A 17,652-nucleotide genomic window follows, 5' to 3' on the forward strand; every position below is an offset into this window, starting at 1 on the left:
GGCTCGACGCCGGCTTACGGGTCGATGTGGAGTTGGCCGCTTTCCAACATCTCCTGGAGGAAGTCCGCCGAGCTGGCCCCTTCCATGTTGACGTTCTCCAGCACGATCACTTGAGTGGCATTGCTGCCATCGGCGCTGATACCGCCCTCGTGACTGATGTAGAGCACGGTGTCGGTACCTTCCTGCGCGGCAAGGATGAAATTGTCGATACTGTCGGTGCTTCCACTCTGCAGTAGATCCACCAGGTCCAGCACGTCTTCACCGAGCCCGAAGTCCTTGATCGTATCGGTAGCCGGCACGCCCTCCTCACCTTGGTCGCCCAGCTGCCATTGGAAGACATCGTCCCCTTCGCCGCCGATCAAGGTGTCATGACCGGCCCCGCCCGCCAGGGTGTCGTCCCCCTCGGTGCCATGCACCACGTCGTCACCGTCGGTGCCGGTGATCTCATAAGTGCCGTCTTCGGTGGTCTTGACGAAAACCGTGAACGCCGCGGATGCCAGATCCCCATCTGCATCCGAGCCGGCCAGCTCGAAGTCGAGCTGGTAATCGTCTGGGTAGATCTGGGTCACGTAGCTGGTTGAGACGCCATCGATCTTGAAGCTGTTGTTACCCGCCGGGCGCAGTTCCAGGTAATCGATGTTGTGCGATGGATCGATGTCGAAGAGGAACTCCCCATCGGATGTCGCGAGAGTCGCGGTGTAGATCGTCGAGCTTCCATCCACGTCGTAAACCGTCAACTTGGCCTGGTCATCCGCCTTGGTGCCTCCCGTGCCGGATACGCTGAAGACGAAAGAGGCGATACCGATCGCTCCTGCATCCTCCATGGGGCGGACGTCGAACCTCAGCATGTCGTTCTTGTTGCCTTGAACCACATTGGAATGTACGCCCAGATCCGTTGAGGACAGGCTGACATTCTCTCGGCTGCCGTTACTGAAAGCTTCGACCGCTAGCGCGAACTTGCCATCGAAGAGATCTGCCGAGAACAAGTAGGCGAGCTTGCCCTCCTCCTGGTAGAAGCCGCTTGGATCGAAGGCACTCAACATGCTCTCTATTTCCGTCTCGACGACAGGCGCAGGAGATACCAGTTCGAAGCTGTAGGTCCCGTTCGTATGGAGCGTGAGATTGAAGAACGCGAGGGCTCCCGACTGTGCGGTATAGGTGATCGAAGTATCTGAAGAACCGGTAATGATCAGCTCGTAGCCTGCCGGCATGCCTGTCCAGATCAGCGAACCTTCACCGAAGCTGTCGAGGAAGCCCTGAGCATCCGGCCCCACGTCGAACTCATAAACTCCATCATACGTTCCGGCCACGTTCCCGATGGCCAGGTTCAGGCTGGTCAGGCTAGGTGTGTCGTCAATGATGTCGACCGTCAGCGTCGCCGATGCCGTGCTTCCGCCCACACCGGTCACACTGAGCGACACGCTGTCCGTCAGGGTTTCGTCGGTACTACTGGTCGGCACCCCATGCATCTGGGCTTCACCAAGGGCGTAGACATAGCTGACGGTGCCGGCACTGGCTGTGCCGCTGAAACCGGTCAGGTACAGTGTGCCCATGACGGTGGAAATCGCTAACGATGGCGTGGCCTCGCTGAAGCCCTGCAACTGAGCCAGGGTAAAGCTCTGACCGCCCACCGTGACGCTGGCGATGCCGTCGGTGGCTGCAACATGGAAGCTACCGCTAGCGCTCTCACGGGTATCGGACTCAGAGGTCAGGCCGGCTTCGTGAACGGTGCTGTCGGCGCCGCTGGCATTGACGATCACCTGGGCACTGTCGTCCGCGCCCAGGATGGACAGGCTCAGGGTGGCGCTGGAGGTGTCGCCATCGGCATCGGTAATGGTGTAGCCGAGGCTGAAATTCAGCAGCTCATCGGCGCCCAGCGCCTGCACGGCGGCCAGGTTGTTGTCGAGTGTGAAGCTCCAGCTGCCGTCGGGGTTCAACACTAGGCTGCCGTACTGGCCGAGCTCGGCCAGTTGTTCAGCGCTGACATCCCAGGTCAATGAGCCGAAACCGTCTGCGCCTAGGGTGTCGTTGGCGAGAACGCTGCCGCTGAGTACGTTGCCGGCAGCGTCTTCGGCCACGGTACCGCCGTGGTCGTCGGCAGCCTGGGGCACGTCGTCGACGATGTCGATGACCAGACTGTCACTGGCGGTGCTGCCATCGCTGTCGGTGACGACCAGGCTGAAGCTGTCGCTGGTCGCGTCGCCGTCGGTGGCGCCGTCCAGGGTGTAGGTCCAGCTGTAGCTGCCGTCGGTGAGCGTGACGACCAGGGTGCCGTGCGTACCCGCGACCGTGCCGCCATTGGTGACGTTGACGCCTTTGATGAAGAGCGATTGTAGCCCGTCGTTGCCGGTGTCGATGGCAAGGGTGCCGCTGGTGGCGTGCGAGCCGTCGCCCGCGCTGCCGCTCGGCAGGCCGGCTTCGGCGACGCTGCTACTGTCGGCATTGACGGCAATCACCGGTATGGAGTCGGGCGCGACCGTGACGGTCAGGGTGGCGCTGGACGTGTCGCCATCGGCATCAGTAATCGCGTAGTCGATCACCGCCTCGCCCTCGAAGCCCGGCGCCGGAGTGAAGGTGACCTCCCCGTTGGCCTGGAAGCTCAGCGTGCCCTGGCTGGGATTGCGCAGGCTCGCCGAGGTCAGCCTCATGCCATCGGCGCCCGCACTGTCGTTACCCACCACATTGACGATGACGGCGGTGTCTTCATCGGTGCTAGCACTATCGTCAGCCGCCTGCGGAGCGTCGTCGACGAAGGTAAGCTGGAGCGTACCCGTGGCGCTGCCGCTACTGCTCGACACGGTGTAGACCAGGCTGGCAAGTGCATCGTCCATGCCCATACCGTGCAACAAGTTGTTCACTTGGATGATAGTGAACGCGCCCGTTGCAGGGTCGAGCTCGACGGTAAACACCGTGACCCCACGCGCCTCTGAAATCGCCTGGAGTGTGTTGGTAGCGGCATTCCAATTGAACAGCAGTGTCTCGCCGCCCAGTTGGAGTTGCGCACCGTTCATGCCGGCAAAGGTCACGCTGCCATCACTGCCAGAGCCAAAGGAAGCCGGCAGAACACCGCTGGCAACCGAACTGCTACCGCCCAGCGTTTCGACATCATGCAGCGTCGCTTCGATACTCCCCGCCGTTGGCGGGGTACCGGCAGGCGCTTGAGGTTCCTCCACTTCCTCGGCTTCCTCCGCCACGAAAGCGCCTCCCTGCTCTTCCGACGGCCTGCCCAGTGCATTCAAGCCGAAGTTGTATGCCAGGGGATCGACATTCTCGACGATACGGGCCAAGCGTACGAAACTATGGCCTCCATCGGCCCCACCACCAGGGCCGGCTCCTGCGGCGGTGGCATCGAGCACGTCAAGCAGATCCGCCGAGTCGTCATCCAGCGCCGAGAGCAGCGCTTCGAGGTCCTCGTCGAGGGCAGCGAACTCGCTCGCATCGGCAGGCTGGTCGGCACCAAGCTCTTGTGTCAAGACTACCTGCTCGCCACCTTCAATCAGGGTGGGGGCGAAGCTATCGCCAAAGTCGAGCTGCACACCCCCTCCATTGGATGTGATGACAGTTTCGCCTTCCTGCAGCGCGTCTCCGACATGTAGCTCGCGCAGATTGCCCGAGGCATCACGTGCCCAGGCCTGACCGGAGAGAGAGATAACGGTTGCAATAGACATGAGGGATCACCCCGCAAAATGAAAAAACTGTTTACGAGGCTCGCCACGGCCAAACGGTCCATGCCTGGAGGGCGTGCTTAAGATGAAGTATGGGCCAAGGCTTACAGCGCGATATTGGACCGTAGTACAGTGTGAGAGAAAAAGTTGAGGCCGATCAAGAGTTAGTGTGAGTGGTTATCAATAAAAAATGCCCGGCCTAGGCCGGGCGTCTATAGTCCTTGCGGTAAATCAGTCGATATTGAGGCTCGACTTCAGCGCCTCGAGATCCCCACTGAAGTTCTCCAGCACGATGACCTGGTCGGCCAGCGCATTGTCGAAGTTCCCCTCATCGGTTCCGAAGTTGCCTTCCGTGCTGATGTAGAGCTTGGTGGTGCCGCTCCCATCGGCTTCGAAGCGCAGGTGCTCGAGCCCATTGCCGTCGCTGAGCAATTCGCTCAGATCCAGGCTGTCACCCTGGGCCAACGAGAAGTCCTCGACAGTATCGACCGCGGCGCTGCCCTCTTCGCCCTGGTCACCGAGTTTCCAGGCGAAGGTATCTGCGCCAAGGCCGCCGAGAAGGGTGTCGTCACCAGCACCGCCGATCAGAGCGTCATCGCCCGCACCGCCGATCAGGACGTCATCCCCCGCACCGCCGATCAGGACGTCATCCCCCGAGCCTCCGTCGAGGAAATCATTGCCGCCATCGGCTCGCTGAGTATCTACCAGCTCCTCCCAGCGTGACTTCACATAGGCGATTATCTCAGCGTCGCTCGGGGCCTCACCTGGAGTGCCCTCCGCCCAGCGCAAGTATTCGACCAGCCCCGCATAGCCCAGTCCATCGTGGCTGCCATCGGAGAAGATCTCGCCAGTGTCGAGGTTCGTCCACTCGAGGTGGTCGGAATTGATGGCATCGCCGAAGATGATGTCATCACCGTCACCGCCGGTGAGCACGTCGTCTCCCAGCTCGGCCAACTCATCGCTGCTAGAGCCACCCTTGAGTGCGGCGTCGAGGTCCTCTGCTGTATTGACGATATCCACATAACCGAAGGGAGCCGTGACTGTCGTCGCTCCGTTGCTTGCTGTCAGGTACCCTTCACCAGCCACTTCGGAATTGTCAAAAAACTTCAAGATATGCTCGCTTACACCACTGCCGATACCAGTGGCATGCACGGCTGAGACCGCCGAGAGTTCTTCGAAAGCCTCCACCGAAGCATTGAAAGTATTTATATCAGTTGCATCACCTGGCCCACGCAAATTTCCGTCAGCGTCATAGTACTTTGTCGGATCTCCGTCGGTCAGAAAGTAGGTCAGGTTCTTGAAGCCATCACTAACTGATGCATCGTTTCCATGCTGGGCATTGAACCAGGCAACAGCCTGCTCGAACGCCGATTCATAGTTCGTTCCCCCACCAGCCGAGACCGCATCAATAGCTAGCAAGAGATCGTTTACGTTGTCAGCGTTAAGATTCTGGATGCTGGCCAAGGTGCTAGCGTGATAGGAGAAGACCATCAGCTGTACATTGACGGTGCCGTCGTGCTCCTTGAGCTGATTGGCCAAGTTCACCAGCGCCTGCTTGGTCAAGTCCATGCGACTCAGGTAGCCAGTACCCGAGTAGTCATTCATGCTGCCGGAAGCATCGACGATCAGCGAGATATTGTAGTTCTGACCGGGCTCGACGATGGTGAACTTGCCTCCCGCATCGCCTATCAATACATCACTGCCACTGGTGCTGTCGTGATTATTCTCGCTGTTGTTGCCGACGTAGAGCGCATCAGGGGCTGGCGAAGACAACGTAATGCTGCTGTCGACGGTATCCCCATCAGCATCCTGGCCTTCGATCTTCAGTTCGATATCGAAGTCAGAGGCAGTTCCGCCCGTCTGGAACGAAAGGTCACCAAGTTTGAAGTTGTCTCCGTTGGCACCAGTGACCTCGATGGCTTCAAAGGGCTCCTCAGTCTCGACTCGATAGCTCCAGCCATCCTTCACTCCGTCGATGCGGATGCCATCCCCAACCTGGGTCAATGTGACTTCAGAGGTAACGTCGACGCCATTGCCATCGAGAACGACGATGTCGTCTGGCGACAGTGTCAGATATTGATCCGTGACGTCTGAGGGGTGGCCACTGCTGGCCTCGGCATCGGCCACTGCCTTGACGATGAACGAGGCAGTGCTATTTTTCCCGCCGGTCAGGTAAACGTCCTGAGTGAACTGCGTGGCTTGCTGGCGAGCTTCCCATTCGGGAGAACCAGATACGCCTGTGAAACTCAGCCCCTGCAGGAAATCGAAGCGGATGAATTCACCGTTCGTAATACTCTGGCCTTCGCTGACACCCAACCGCCCTGAGCTGGTATTGATCGTGTCATTTGTGGTGGATGAGATCAGCACGTCATTAGCGATATCGCCATCCTCGGAGTTCAGCGCATAGTAGCCAGAGTTGCCGCCGCTGATGCCCGCCGCGATGTTGCCTTCGACCAGTGTGCCGTTCAGAACCTGGTCATTCACCTGGATAGTGAATCCGTCGCCATTCGGCTTGAGCGTCACGACGAAGGCTTCTTCGCCACTCTCGGTCATAGCCGTCAGTTGCTGCCCATCGCTACTCAACGCATAGAAGAGCGGCTGGCCCTCGAACGAGAGTGCATTGCCATCCGTGTCGACGGCCGGCTGACCCTCCAGGCTGGCCTTGAACACAACGTTGCCCAAGCCATCGGCCCCAACCGCATCGGCGAAGTTGAGCTTTCCTGCCGCACCATCGACAAGCGCCGCGGCATCCGGCGTGAACTCGCTGGGAATGTCGTCGACGATATCGATGGTCAAGCTGGCATTGGCGCTGTCACCGTCGCTGTCGGTGACCACCAGTGCGAAGCTATCCTTCACGCCATCAATGTTAGGCCCTTGGGTACTGTGCTCGTCGGTGGCGCCGTCGAGGGTGTAGGTCCAACTGTAGCTGCCGTTGACGAGCGTGACGACCAAGGTGCCGTGCGTGCCCTGCACCGTGCCACCACCGGTGACGTTCTCGCCGTTGATCACCAGCGACTGCAGCCCGTCGTTGCCGGTATCGATGGCCAAGGTGCCGCTGGTGACGTGCGAGCCGTCATTGGCACTGCCGCCCGGCAGGCCGGCCTCGTCGACGCTGGCTTGGCCGTCGTTGACGTCGGGGCCACCGACCTCGATCGTCGGCTCGGAGTCGTCCTGCAAGGTCAGGGTGACCGTGGCGGTGCTCTCGTCGCCATCGGCGTCGGTGATGGTGTAGTCGAAGCTCACCCCCCCTTCCTCACCCGCCGCCGGGGTGTAGGTGAAGGTGCCGTCTTCGTTGTACACCAGCGTGCCGCTGCCGGTGAGGCTGCCGGCCACCAGGGCCACGCCGTTGGTCAGGTCGATGCCATCGGCGCCGCCCGTGTCGTTGCCGAACACGTTGATAGTGACCGGGGCGTTTTCGGTTTCCTGAGTCGCCGCGTCGTCCACCGCCTGCGGCACGTCGTCGATGATGGCGATGGTCAGGCTGTCGTTGGCCTCGTCGCCGTCGCTGTCGGTGACGACCAGGGTGAAGCTGTCGCTGGTCGTGTCACCGTCGGTGGCACCGTCGAGGGTGTAGGTCCAGCTGTAGCTGCCGTTGGCGAGCGTGACGACCAAGGTGCCGTGCGTACCGTTGACCGTGCCGCCACCGGTGACGTTCTCGCCGTTGATCACCAGCGACTGCAGCCCGTCGTTGCCGGTATCGATGGCCAGGGTGCCGCTGGTGACGTGCGAGCCGTCATTGGCACTGCCACTCGGCAGGCCGGCCTCGTCGACGCTGGCTTGGCCGTCGTTGACGTCGGGGCCACCAACCTCGATCGTCGGCTCGGAGTCGTCCGCCACGGTCACGGTCAGCGTGGCGCTGGAGGTATCGCCGTCGGCGTCGGTGATGGTGTAGTCGATCACCGCATCGCCTTCGAAGCCCGCCGCCGGGGTGAAGGTGACCGCGCCATTGGCATCGAAGCTCAGGCTGCCCTGGCTCGGGTTGCGCAGGCTCGCCGCCGTCAGCGTGGCGCCATCGGCACCGGCCGTATCGTTGTCCATCACGTTATAAGTGATAGGGGTATCTTCCGCGGTCCCGGCGGTGTCATCCACCGCCTGCGGCACGTCGTCGATGATGGCGATGGTCAGGCTGTCGTTGGCCTCGTCGCCGTCGCTGTCGGTGACGACCAGGGTGAAGCTGTCGCTGGTCGTGTCACCGTCGGTGGCGTCGTCGAGGGTGTAGGTCCAGCTGTAGCTGCCGTTGGCGAGCGTGACGACCAAGGTGCCGTGCGTACCGTTGACCGTGCCGCCGCCGGTGACGTTCTCGCCGTTGATCACCAGCGACTGCAGCCCGTCGTTGCCGGTATCGATGGCCAGGGTGCCGCTGGTAGCGTGGGAGCCGTCATTGGCACTGCCGCTCGGCAGGCCGGCCTCGTCGACGCTGGCTTGGCCGTCGTTGACATCGGGTCCGCTGACCTTGATGGTCGGCTCGGAGTCGTCCTGCAAGGTCAGGGTGACCGTGGCGGTGCTCTCGTCGCCATCGGCGTCGGTGATGGTGTACTCGAAGCTCACCCCCCCTTCCTCACCCGCCGCCGGGGTGTAAGTGAAGGTGCCGTCTTCGTTGTACACCAGCGTGCCGCTGCCGGTGAGGCTGCCGGCCACCAGGGCCACGCCGTTGGTCAGGTCGATGCCATCGGCACCGCCCGTGTCGTTGCCGAACACGTTGATAGTGACCGGGGCGTTTTCGGTTTCCTGAGTCGCCGCGTCGTCCACCGCCTGCGGCACGTCGTCGATGATGGCGATGGTCAGGCTGTCGCTGGCCTCGTCGCCGTCGCTGTCGGTGACGACCAGGGTGAAGCTGTCGCTGGTCGTGTCACCGTCGGTGGCGCCGTCGAGGGTGTAGGTCCAGCTGTAGCTGCCGTTGGCGAGCGTGACGACCAAGGTGCCGTGCGTACCGTTGACCGTGCCGCCACCGGTGACGTTCTCGCCGTTGATCACCAGCGACTGCAGTCCGTCGTTGCCGGTATCGATGGCCAGGGTGCCGCTGGTGACGTGCGAGCCGTCATTGGCACTGCCGCTCGGCAGGCCGGCCTCGTCGACGCTGGCTTGGCCGTCGTTGACGTCGGGGCCACCAACCTCGATCGTCGGCTCGGAGTCGTCCGCCACGGTCACGGTCAGCGTGGCGCTGGAGGTATCGCCGTCGGCGTCGGTGATGGTGTAGTCGATCACCGCATCGCCTTCGAAGCCCGCCGCCGGGGTGAAGGTGACCGCGCCATTGGCATCGAAGCTCAGGCTGCCCTGGCTCGGGTTGCGCAGGCTCGCCGCCGTCAGCGTGGCGCCATCGGCACCGGCCGTATCGTTGTCCATCACGTTATAAGTGATAGGGGTATCTTCCGCGGTCCCGGCGGTGTCATCCACCGCCTGCGGCACGTCGTCGATGATGGCGATGGTCAGGCTGTCGTTGGCCTCGTCGCCGTCGCTGTCGGTGACGACCAGGGTGAAGCTGTCGCTGGTCGTGTCACCGTCGGTGGCGCCGTCGAGGGTGTAGGTCCAGCTGTAGCTGCCGTTGGCGAGCGTGACGACCAAGGTGCCGTGCGTACCGTTGACCGTGCCGCCACCGGTGACGTTCTCGCCGTTGATCACCAGCGACTGCAGTCCGTCGTTGCCGGTATCGATGGCCAGGGTGCCGCTGGTAGCGTGGGAGCCGTCATTGGCACTGCCACTCGGCAGGCCGGCCTCGTCGACGCTGGCTTGGCCGTCGTTGACATCGGGTCCGCTGACCTTGATGGTCGGCTCGGAGTCGTCCTGCAAGGTCAGGGTGACCGTGGCGGTGCTCTCGTCGCCATCGGCGTCGGTGATGGTGTACTCGAAGCTCACCACCCCTTCCTCACCCGCCGTCGGGGTGTAGGTGAAGGTGCCGTCTTCGTTGTACACCAGCGTGCCGCTGCCGGTGAGGCTGCCGGCCACCAGGGCCACGCCGTTGGTCAGGTCGATGCCATCGGCACCGCCCGTGTCGTTGCCGAACACGTTGATAGTGACCGGGGCGTTTTCGGTTTCCTGAGTCGCCGCGTCGTCCACCGCCTGCGGCACGTCGTCGATGATGGCGATGGTCAGGCTGTCACTGGCCTCGTCGCCGTCGCTGTCGGTGACGACCAGGGTGAAGCTGTCGCTGGTCGTGTCACCGTCGGTGGCGCCGTCGAGGGTGTAGGTCCAGCTGTAGCTGCCGTTGGCGAGTGTGACGACCAAGGTGCCGTGCGTACCGTTGACCGTGCCACCGCCGGTGACATTCTCACCATTGATCACCAGCGACTGCAGCCCGTCGTTGCCGGTGTCGATAGCAAAAGTGCCGCTGGTGGTGTGCGAGCCGTCACCCACGCTGCCGGTCGGCAGGCCGGCCTCGTCGACGCTGCTGCTGTCGGACATGATTGTAATGGTCGGCTCGGAGTCGTCTGGAGCGTTCTCGTCCGGCTCAGCCAAGGCGAAAGCCAGCCCGTCCTCTTCCGGCGAGCCACGCAGATCATTCATGCCGAAGTTGAACGTCAATGGGTCGACGTTCTCGGCAATGCGCGCCAGGCGCACGAAGCTGTGACCGCCATCGGCGCCACCACCGGGGCCGGCGCCAGCTGCAGTGGCATCGAGCACCTCCAGCAGGTCGACGCTGTCGTCGTCCAGCGCCGTCAGCAGGGCTTCGAGATCCTCGTCCAAGGCAGAGAATTCAGAAGCGTCGGTCGCTTCGGCGGCATCCAGCTCCGCTGTCATGACCACTTGCTCGCCGCCTTCTACCAGCACCGGACCGATTCCATCAGCGAAGTCGAGTTGGACGCTGCCGTTGTCGGAGGTGATCAGCACCTCACCTTCCTGAAGGGTATCGCCCACGCGCAATTCGCGCAGGTTGCCCTCGGCGTCGCGCGCCCAAGCTTGGCCGGTAATCGAGATAACTGTGGAAATGGCCATGACATGGCTCCTGTATCGTCTGTATCTCTTACATTAACCTCACAAACGACACATTAAGTAACATACCGAAACATTGATATTGGACCGATGGACAAGTAGCAAAGCGAATGGACGCGAACGAAAAAAGGCTTAACAATAACTAGTTAAGCCTTTGTTTTATAAAACATAAGCTGCCTAGACGACGTTCGCGTCCTGTCTGGACAGACTGAGCACCAGCTGCATGCGGTCGCGTACGCCGAGCTTGCGAAATACCGCGCCGAGATGTGCCTTGACCGTGCGCTCGGTGATGTCGAGCTGGCGGGCCACCTCCTTGTTGCTGCGTCCTTCTGCTACCGCCAGTGCCACGGCTCGCTCGCGCTCCGTCAGCACGGACAGGTTCTCCTGCGGCAGGCCGTCACGCCCACCTAGGGTGGCGAATGCGCCTCCAACCACCTTGCTGAGCAATTCGGCCGGCACCCATACCCCCTGATGGCCGGTGACCAGAGCCACCTGCCGCAGTAGCTCGGGGGGTGATAGCGCGTGGACATAGCCACGCGCCCCCACCTGTAGCGCCATGAGCGCTTCCACTTCGCTCGGCGTCAGGGACATGACGACAACAATAGCGCCATGGCCAGCCAGCGCTCCCGCCAGCCCGGGCCATTCCGGATGATCCGTCAACAGCCAGATCCGGTCGCCATCGTCCACCATGACGCGCGCCTGGTCCGGGTTGATTCGCCGTATATCGCGAAAGGCGCTGTGCAGCCGTGGAATGTCTGCGCGCCTCTGACTCACGAACAGAACTGCCATCATCGTTCCCCCATGGAGTTGCTCCATGCCCGCAGTACGGGTTTGAGCAGATACTGCATCACGGTGCGCTTGCCGGTCATGATGTCGACCTGAGCCGTCATGCCGGGAATGACCTGGATGTCACTGCCCAGGTTTTCCCCTTCGACCGTTTTCACACGCACCAGATAGAAGGTGTTGTCGTCGTCGTCAGTGATGGTGTCGGCACTGATGTGGTCCAGCTCGGCTTCGAGACCGCCGTAGATGGCGAAGTCGTACGCCGTCAGCTTGATGGTGGCCGGCTGGCCGGGTCGCAGGAAAGCAATGTCCTGCGGTGCGATACGCGCCTCGACCAGCAGCTGATCGTCGCTGGGTATGATGTCCACCACTTCCTGCCCTGGCTGTACCACGCCGCCCAGGGTATTGATCCCCAGGCGCTGCACGATGCCATCCACAGGGGATCGGACCTCGGCGAGGCGCACCCGATCCTGCAGGCCGGCACTGGACTCATCGAGTGCCCCCAGATCCCCAATGGTCTGAGCCAGGTCGTTGCGCCATTCGCTGCGCCGTTCGGCGCCAATCTCGCGTAGCTGGGTACGCGCCTCTTCTACGGCGGCCTCGAGGCGCGCGACAGCAGCCGCGGCCTGGTTGCGCTCGCCGGTGGCACGCGAAACCTCACGTTCGAGGCGCAGGATGTCGACCTCCGAGACCGCCCCCGAGGCCAACAGTGGTCGTGTCAGGTTCAACTCCTGGCTCGCCATGTTCGCCTCACGCTGGGCGGTATCGCGCCGCGCCTTGGCTTCGTTGAGCTCCTCTTCACGCTGACGAATGCGATCGCGCAAAATGCTCTCCTGCTCGCGAAGCTCCTCACGCCGGCTCTCGTAGACCTCGCGCTCTTGCGCGACGATTTCCGGCGCCCCGCTGCGCAATTCGTCGTCGGGGTTGAAGGGCGTATCGGTCACCAGAGCGCGCAGCCGTTCGGCGCGGGCACGAAGGGCCAATGCCTGGGCACGGTTCTCACGGAAGTTGGCAACGAAGCGCGTGGGGTCGATGCGCATCAGCACTTGCCCCGCTTCGACCATCTCCCCTTCACGCACCATGATCTGCTGCACCACACCGCCATCGAAGGACTGCACCTTCTGCAACTGGCTGGAGGGAATCACTCTCCCGGTCCCGCGTGTCACCTCGTCGATCGAAGCAAAATAGGCCCATGCGATCAGCGCGCCGAAGGCAAGCAGTATGGTGTAGAGGAAGAGCCGTGCCCGGATCGGGTCCTGCTGCATGCGCGCCCAGTCGGCATCGCTGGCCCAGTCGCGATTGAGGTGGGCGGAAGTCACCCGCTTGGAGAACAGACGGTCCATGAACGGACGAAACGGCTTGCCGCCGACATCGGTGAAACGCCCGATCGCCTCGAAGCCTTGCTGCTCGGCACTCTTGCCCTTGGCCTTGGGAGACGTGGCGGTCATCAGTTGGCCCTCCCGATCTGGCCCTTGCGCAGGGCTTCCACGACCTTGTCACGCGGGCCGTCGGCAACGACCTTGCCGGCGTCGATGACGATGATGCGATCGACCAGCGACAGCAATGAGGTACGGTGAGTCACCACGATCAGCGTCTTGCCCTGCCCGTAACTTGCTAGATTGGCCTTGAAGGCCTCCTCACTGGCGTGATCCATGGAGCTGGTCGGTTCGTCGAGCAACAGGATCTTCGGGTCATGAACCAGTGCTCGCGCAATGGCCACTGCCTGGCGCTGGCCCCCGGAGAGCATCTGGCCACGTTCGCCCACCTGAAGCTCGACGCCTTGGGGGTGGCCATTGACCAGGCTTTCCAGGCCGCTGAGCTTGATCGCATGCAGCAGCGCCTCGTCGTCGACACCATCGCTGCCGCCACCGGCCACGATATTGTCACGCAGCGAACCGAAGAACAGGCTGACGTCCTGCGGCACGTAGCCGATGTGGCGCCGCAGCTCCACCGGATCGAACTGTCGCAGGTCCACCCCGTCGAGCATTACCGAACCCGCCGTGGGCGCATACAACCCCAGCAACAGCTTGTTGAGCGAGGTCTTGCCACAACCGACACGCCCCAGCAAGGCCACCTTCTCGCCAGGCTCGATCTTGAGCGAGATGTCGCGTAGCGCATCGCGCTCCTCGTCCGGGTAGCGTAACGACGCCTTGTCGAAACGAATCTCACCATGAACGACCGGGCGCGAGATGAAGGACTTGCCTTCGGGCCGCTCCACCGGGCGCTGCATGACGTCGTCGAGAGACTTCAAGGCGGTGGACGACTGATGGTACTGGGCCAGCAACGCGGCTGCCTGGCTCACCGGCGCCATGGCACGGGACGAGAGCATATAGGCAGCAATGAGCCCACCCTGACTGAGATTGCCGTCGATGATCAGGTAGACGCCAATCAGGATCACGCAGACCGCCACGGTATGCTGGGCCCACATCGCCACGTTGGAAACCGAGGTGCTGACCAGGCGCAGTTGGGCCGAGGTACGCGACAGAAAGGCCGTCGACTTCTCCCAGATTCCCTGGAGCCGGCTCTCGGCGCGCAGGGTCTTGACCGTTTCCAGGTGCGACAGCGACTCCACCAGCGTGGCATTGCGTTGGGCACTGACTCGCCAGGTGGTATCGGAAAGCTCGTGCAGCTTGCCCTGGGCCGCCATGGCGTAGAGCAGCACGACAACGATGCCGGCAAGTACCGGCAGCGCCAGCGGCGCCCCGATCAAGGCAATGATGGCGGCGAAGAACAGCACGAAAGGCAGGTCGACCAATGCCACCACCGTGGCCGAGCCGATGAAGGCGCGCACCGACTCGAAGGATTGCAGGGTGGAGGCGAACGAGCCGGTCGAGGCGGGCCGGGCTTCCATGCGCAGGCCCAGTACCTGGGACATGATCTTCGCGGAGAGCTTGACGTCGGCCCGACTCGCCGCCAGGTCGATGAAGGCGCTGCGCATCAGACGCAGTGCCAAGTCGAAGCAGAGCACGATGAAGATGCCGGCGGCCAGCACCCATAGCGTCTCCGTGGCATGGTTGGGCACCACGCGGTCATACACGTTCAGGACGAACAGCGGCATGGCCACGGCAAACAGGTTGATGACGATGGAGCCGGCGATCACGTCGCGATAAAGCCGTCGGTTCTCGCGGATGACGCCCCAGAACCAGTGGCGCGAGCGCTGCTTGCCGACCTCGGGACCGCGCGCATCGAAACGAAAGCGCGGACGCACGTAGATGGCCTGGCCGCTGTAGCTCTCGCTCAGGCCTTCGAGATCGACCTCGCTCACGGCATCGCCAAGCTCGGGGAAGATCACCCTGGCACGGCGCGCCTTGAAGTCCAGTGCCATGAGCACGCAGGCACGCCCCGGCTCCAGTAGCAGTACGGCGGGAAAGAGTGCCGGATTGAGCTGCGCCAGCCGGCTCTTGACGATTCGCGCCGTCATGCCGGCCCGGGTGGCGGCCCGGGGAAAGACACCGGGAGTGAGCCGCCCCTCTTCCAGCGGCAGGCCCGCCGTCAATGCATCGGGCGTCACCGCATGGTCATGGGCCAGGGCGATGGTTTGCAGGCACTCGAGCAGCTCGTCGCGAACGGCCGAGCGGGCTGCACCCAGGGAGGAATCCAGTACTTCTTGCTGTGTCACGGGGACCTCGGGCATGAGGCCCGTCCGACCATACCGGACGGGTGGCGCTATAAACGATTGCTGCTTGCTGCTTGCGCCGAGCGAACTCGGCACAAGCAGCCTTTACCCAGGTCGCTCAGCCTTGTACGACGTAACTGTCGGCGTAACCGAGACGCTTCAGTTCGGCACGCAGGGCCGCCAGCTCGCCAGGGTCGCCGATGGGGCCGAGCTGCACGCGGTGCAGGTCGGCGCTGCTGACCAGCCGCATCGGCTGGGCCAGCGTGGCGCTGAGCTGATGACCTATGCCCTGTGCACGCTCGGAGCTGCTCAGTGCGACGACTTGCAGGTAAGCGCCCTGTTCCACGACCATCTCTTGCCGCTCGACCTGCTCTGCAATTCTCGCTTCTCCGTAGAGGCTGACCACGGGCTGGGTTTCGCCCCAGACGCTGGCGACATCCAACGTCTCTGCGGCTTCAGTTGCCTGGCTCACCTCTCCGGGCCACTGCTGGGTGGAAGACAGGTCGAGATTTTCCCCCACGCGCTCGAGAGTCACCTCCACGCGACGGTTCTGACGTCGTCCTTCTGCCGTGTCGTTGGAGGCGACCGGCTGTCGCGAGCCATAGCCGCGGGTCTGGACCAGGCCACGATCGACGCCTTGGCTGACCAGGTAATCCGCCACGCTGTCGGCCCGCCGCTGTGAAAGCGGATCGTTGATGGCATCGCTGCCGGTGCTGTCGGCATGGCCGGCAACGAAGATCCGCGCCAGATCGGTACGATTGCGGATCTGGCCCGCCAGCTCGGTGAGTTCCTGACGCGCATCGGGACCCAGCTCGGCGCTGTTGACGGCAAACAGCGCATCGGCGGAAAGCGTGATGTCGGGAGCGCGCGTCGGTGCCGGCGCGCTGATGCCACGGGTAAAGTCGGCCAGGGTGTAGCCGCCGGGACCTTCGACCGGACAGAGGATGCTGGGGTCGAGTGCCACACCGTCGCTGCCCAGCTCGGCCAGGGTCGGCATGTCGTCGCGCATCACGCCCAGAGCCTGCATCAGTTGCCCCATGGCGGCCAGCGTACGCGCATCGGCAAGGGCAATGTCGTACTGAGCGTTGGTATAGGCCCGGCTTGCCTCGAAGTATTCGTTCTCGCTGTCGAGCACGTCGAGCAGGGTGCGCTGGCCGATGTCGAACTGCTGCTGATAGGCACCACGGACACGGTCAATCGACTGACGGTGCTCGTTGAGATAACGAATCTGTTCACGCAGGCGCTGGGTGTCGTTGTAGGCGATCTGAGTGGTCTGCCTCACGTTGGTGCATGCCAGGTCGCGCTGATCGATCGCCTGTTCGACGCGGTCGCTGGCCGCCCGGTACGAGGCCAGATCACTCCCGCCACGGTACAGGTTCATGCTGGCCACCAGCTCGATGCTGTGGCGATCGCGCCGACCGAAGCCATCGAAACCGTTCTCGTTGTTGTTGGTACCTGTGCGTCCCCGCAGGTCCAGGCGCGGCTGGAACCCAGCCTTGCTGCCCGCCTGCTCCGCTCTCGCCGCCTCGATGTTCTCGATGGCGGCGTGGAAGTCCGGATTGCCCTGGAAGGCGAGGTCGACGGCTTCTCTCACCGAGGGCGGCAAGCGCTCGTCGAGCGGCGGCGGCGGGGTGAGGTTTTCGGCCGGCAGCCCCCCGACGATGCGCTGATAACGGGCCGTGACGTCATGCAGGTTGGACGCCTCGGTCATCAGGTTCGACTCGGCCAGCGCCAGGCGGCCGCTGATCTGCTCGAGGTCGACCCCGCGCCCGGCGCCGGAGCGTACGCGCTCTTCGATCTGGTTGTAGACACGCAGGTGGTCGGCGTAGTTGCTCTGGGCCAGCCGGACGAGCTCACGATAGCGGCTGACGTCGAGATAGGCCTGCGTGGCTTCGAGCGCCACATTCTCGCTGGCCCCCAGCAGTTCGTAGTAGCGCACCAGCTCGGCACGGTCGAGACGCTCGACCTCGCTGCGAGTAGCGAAACCGTCGTAGAGCATCTGCGTCAGGCGCAGCTCGGCGAAGTCGGTGTCGTAGCTCCCGCGCCCGTCGCCTTCCCGTTCCTCTATCCCGATGCCAGCCGCCAGGTCGATGCTCGGGAGGTAGTTGCCCCGCGCCACGCCGACGTCATGTCCGGCAGCACTCAAGGCGTTCATGGCGGCCTTGACTTCGGGATTGCTGGTGAGCGCCTGGCGCACCACCTGCTGAATATCGGCGGCACCCGGCGCCGCCAGGCCTGGGGGGCAACGCCTGGGCTACCGCAGCGGTCACCGGCAGAAGCGCAAGCGACGTGCCCATCATCGCAGCCTTGGCCAGTCGATGCGCACGGGAGAGGTCAATCGCGTATTTCATGGGTGTTCCCTTTTCATGATTCGGATGCCCCGTCTGCACAGGCAATCCGTCGAGTTGTGAAGATATGTTCTTGTTATGGCGGGGCTCATCCGGCGTGACCGGATGGTGCATCCATTCCCGATTCCCTTGGAAAACCGACTGCACCCGATCGACCTGGCTTAATGTAAATGAAGCGTAACTCCCACGGAGGGGCTTCTAACTACACTTCACTACTAAAGTCATTTACTTATAAGGCCATCAGGCATAGTTGCTGCACTTTTGTAAGTTAGCGTAACCGAGGCACTAAAAAAGTCCAATAGTTTCTAACCAC

6 protein-coding genes are annotated in these 17,652 nt (G+C 62.8%); all 6 read right to left on the bottom strand.

Annotated features, from left to right (window positions below):
• Positions 1-14: 14 nt before the first annotated feature.
• The gene (locus tag HNO51_RS21155; protein WP_209537507.1) at positions 15-3,668 is read right to left on the bottom strand and encodes a retention module-containing protein; all 3,654 of its coding nucleotides are present in this window, start codon (positions 3,666-3,668) and stop codon (positions 15-17) included.
• Between the two features lie 228 nt (positions 3,669-3,896).
• Positions 3,897-10,595 carry a retention module-containing protein gene (locus HNO51_RS11750; RefSeq protein ID WP_209537508.1) on the bottom strand — a complete coding sequence of 2,233 codons (6,699 nt, stop codon included), beginning with the start codon at positions 10,593-10,595 and terminating at the stop codon, positions 3,897-3,899.
• Between the two features lie 174 nt (positions 10,596-10,769).
• Complete coding sequence (locus HNO51_RS11755; protein ID WP_197447531.1) at positions 10,770-11,384, bottom strand: response regulator transcription factor; 615 nt, start codon at positions 11,382-11,384, stop codon at positions 10,770-10,772.
• Positions 11,381-12,823, bottom strand: a complete 1,443-nt coding sequence (locus HNO51_RS11760) for an HlyD family type I secretion periplasmic adaptor subunit (protein WP_197447532.1) — start codon at positions 12,821-12,823, stop codon at positions 11,381-11,383. The genes HNO51_RS11755 and HNO51_RS11760 overlap by 4 nt, the downstream gene beginning before the upstream one ends.
• Positions 12,823-14,994, bottom strand: coding sequence for a type I secretion system permease/ATPase (locus tag HNO51_RS11765; protein ID WP_209537509.1), 2,172 nt, complete (start codon positions 14,992-14,994; stop codon positions 12,823-12,825). The genes HNO51_RS11760 and HNO51_RS11765 overlap by 1 nt, the downstream gene beginning before the upstream one ends.
• Positions 14,995-15,109: 115 nt before the next feature.
• Positions 15,110-17,188, bottom strand: a complete 2,079-nt coding sequence (locus tag HNO51_RS21160) for a TolC family outer membrane protein (RefSeq protein WP_276571200.1) — start codon at positions 17,186-17,188, stop codon at positions 15,110-15,112.
• Between the last annotated feature and the right edge of the window lie 464 nt (positions 17,189-17,652).

Origin of the sequence: Billgrantia sulfidoxydans (genome assembly GCF_017868775.1) — a bacterium.
GTDB classification, from domain to species: Bacteria; Pseudomonadota; Gammaproteobacteria; order Pseudomonadales; family Halomonadaceae; genus Halomonas; species Halomonas sulfidoxydans.